The following is a 2,935-nucleotide window of genomic DNA, read 5'->3' on the forward strand; positions in this document are numbered from 1 at the left end:
TTTCAATAACTGGATATTTTTTTCGAAGATATGATTGTCCAACAGTGCGTCTCCGTATTTCTTCTTACTCATCATATCACCAATTGACTTGCATTCGTTTCTGAATTGCTTTAAAAAATGTTCAGGTCTGCCGTGTTGAATTTGCCTGAGATAAATGGTTGTGCGGGATATTTAAAGCGACCTGACCCATCATTTTGAGCTGAGCCCATTATTAAGGCAACTGAAGGATTTCCATGTCTGTTCCCTCTCAAAAAATGATACCGAAGATTCGTGTCCTTTCTGATGAACTGGCTAACCAGATTGCTGCCGGGGAGGTGGTGGAGCGACCGGCCTCAGTAGTCAAGGAGCTTGTTGAAAACTCTATTGACGCCGGTGCAACCCTGATTCGTCTCGATATTGAGGGAGGTGGGAAAAAGAAAATCCGTATTATGGATAATGGAATGGGTATGTCTCCTGAAGAGTGCCGGTTAGCTTTCTCAAGACATGCGACCAGTAAAATCTCCCGGTTTGAAGACCTTGAGTCCATCCAGTCATTAGGGTTTCGTGGCGAGGCTTTGCCTAGCATTGCGTCCGTTGCCAAAGTACGCTGTACCAGTGCCAGAAGTGAGAATGAAGGTGGTAAGTTAATAGTTGTGGAAGGTGGACAGATTCTGGAAGAAAAAGACTTTGCCTGTCCACAGGGAACCACGTTGGAAGTGGCACAATTGTTTTATGTAACTCCCGCGCGAAGTAAATTCCTGAAAGGAGATTCCACCGAATTTTCGCACATCACTCAGGTGGTCACTCAACAGGCGCTTGCGAATCCTCACATTCAGTTTTTGTTGACTCATAATGAGCGTGAGGTGATTAACACTTTGTCCACGGATCAATTACATTATCGAATTGCCGAGTTGTTTGGGCCGGATCTTGCCAAGTCGCTACTTGCGGTAGAAGCTCAATCAGGCGATTACCATTTAACAGGTTATGTGTCGAATCCGGTTTATACCCGTTCCAACCGCAATGCCCAATATTGTTTTATCAATGGGCGATTTGTGCGTGACAAAGTTATTCTGCACGCGACCCAGCAGGGATACTCCCACCTGTTGCCCAAGGGACAACATCCGGCTTTGTTTCTCTACCTGACGATGGACCCCAAATTGCTGGACGTAAATGTCCATCCCTCGAAGGCAGAAGTCCGTTTTGCGTTTCAGCAGGATGTACACCAGTTTGTTGCCAATAGCGTCCGAGACGCACTGGAAAAAAATCAGCAGATCGATTTGACCAGACGTGATGACGGTGACATCCCCCTTGGGGAACCTGAATATTCTCATAATCCACGCCAAAACTATCAGCCTCCAAAGTGGGTGCCGTCTAATGCTGTTGAGGGAGATCTGTCGCAAGCTTTGCGGACAATGCTGAAGCCGGAAGACTCAGTGTCTGCACCTCAGGTGAATTGTTTTGACAAAGCCCCAACACCAGTTGCTAATCTTATCTATTCAGAGTTTGAGCCGTTGGGGCAGTTGGACAGGTCATTTATAATCATGCAGGGAAAGCAGGGCATACTGATTGTGGACCAGCACGTAGCCCATGAAAGAATTCTCTATGAACGGTTTCGCGAAGCGGCCAAATACCGAAAAGTGGAAGTCCAGAAACTGTTGTTTCCTGTTCCCCTGGAACTTTCTCCAGAAGAGACCGAAACGCTCATGCCGCACCTCGATCGACTGCTTGATTTGGGGCTGGAACTCGAACCGTTTGGCAAGAATGAGTTTCTCCTTAGATCCGTTCCGGCGATTCTTAAAAACGGTGACAATGAAAAACTGGTCCGGGAAACGATAGAAGCATTGCCACGAGAAGCGTTTGATGATGTGCTCAATGAAAAATATGAAGATGTGCTGATCATGATGTCATGCAGAAACGCCATCAAAGTCAATCATACTCTCAACCTCGACCAGATCAGGAAATTGATTTCTGATTTGGAACAAACCTCCATGCCCTATACCTGTCCACACGGAAGACCCATATCCCTGCTATTTGATATGGACGACATCCTGAAAAAATTCCTCAGAAAATAGTCTTTAAAAATAGTCGGTGTATCGATAGTTTTTGCCGGCAGGTCAGGGGATATATTCTTGATTTGATTTTGCTTTCTCTTGCAGTAATATCCGTTTTGAAGCTATTAATTTTGGGTCATGACTAGAACAGAGGTTGATTTTTGATCATTTTAATCAGGAGTTGATAGAGAAAGGGAAATTAAACTTGCTGAATATGTAATAACCTTTGGAACCTTAATAATTATTATTTTTTCTCATATATTTTCTTTGATGCTTGCAGACAGTATGAAGAAATCAATAAACTTCTTGCAGGCAACCATAAAAGATATTGGGGGCGGAATTTTACCTGACAAGGCACAAATCGATACAAATTATTTATTAACTGACTTGAAAAAATCTTTGAGCAAATAGCTAAGGCAGGAAATCAAGAAGTCCAGTGATTGTGGGTGCTGTCATTTAGCCGCGGACGGTGATTTTCTTTATGTTTTTGGCGAGTTTTTTCAGCTTTACCGCTGTCTGGACTTTTTCCAGTTTGCGAGGGATTTTTTTTGTGTCTTTCATTCTTGACCTGCGGGTGTTGTTGAGCGTCCACTCCAGGTCCAGCAGAAACTTTTCCCGGCTTGAGGGGTTGGCTTTCCGGAACAGGGTCAGTAATTTTTGTTCATCTTTGTTATTGGTGACCAGGCTGTCTGTCAAATAACCTTTGAGCATCAAGCGGCCCTCATCAATTCCACCACCGATCACTTCCGGGGACTTGATAATGGATTGGGGGCTTTCCTGATCTGGAGTGTCTAAATCTTCGGGGTTGATTTTGGTCGTTAATAACCTGTCCAACGACACATTTCCCAGTTTGGCAAGTTTAATCATGACTGAAACCGGAGCATCTCTTTCTCCAGCTTCATAGC

General features: G+C 44.4%; 1 protein-coding gene. It reads left to right on the forward strand.

Going from position 1 to position 2,935, the window contains the following annotated elements:
• The first annotated feature begins 233 nt into the window (after positions 1 to 233).
• Positions 234 to 2,051, forward strand: a complete 1,818-nt coding sequence (gene mutL / locus F3741_06040) for a DNA mismatch repair endonuclease MutL (GenBank protein MZG30360.1) — start codon at positions 234 to 236, stop codon at positions 2,049 to 2,051.
• Positions 2,052 to 2,935: the final 884 nt, after the last annotated feature.

The organism is Nitrospinota bacterium (assembly GCA_009873635.1).
GTDB lineage: Bacteria > Nitrospinota > Nitrospinia > Nitrospinales > VA-1 > LS-NOB.

Coding starts and splice junctions, on each gene's coding strand:
- mutL (MZG30360.1), top strand. CDS start 234: ATGTCTGTTCCCTCTCAAAAAATGATACCGAAGATTCGTGTCCTTTCT.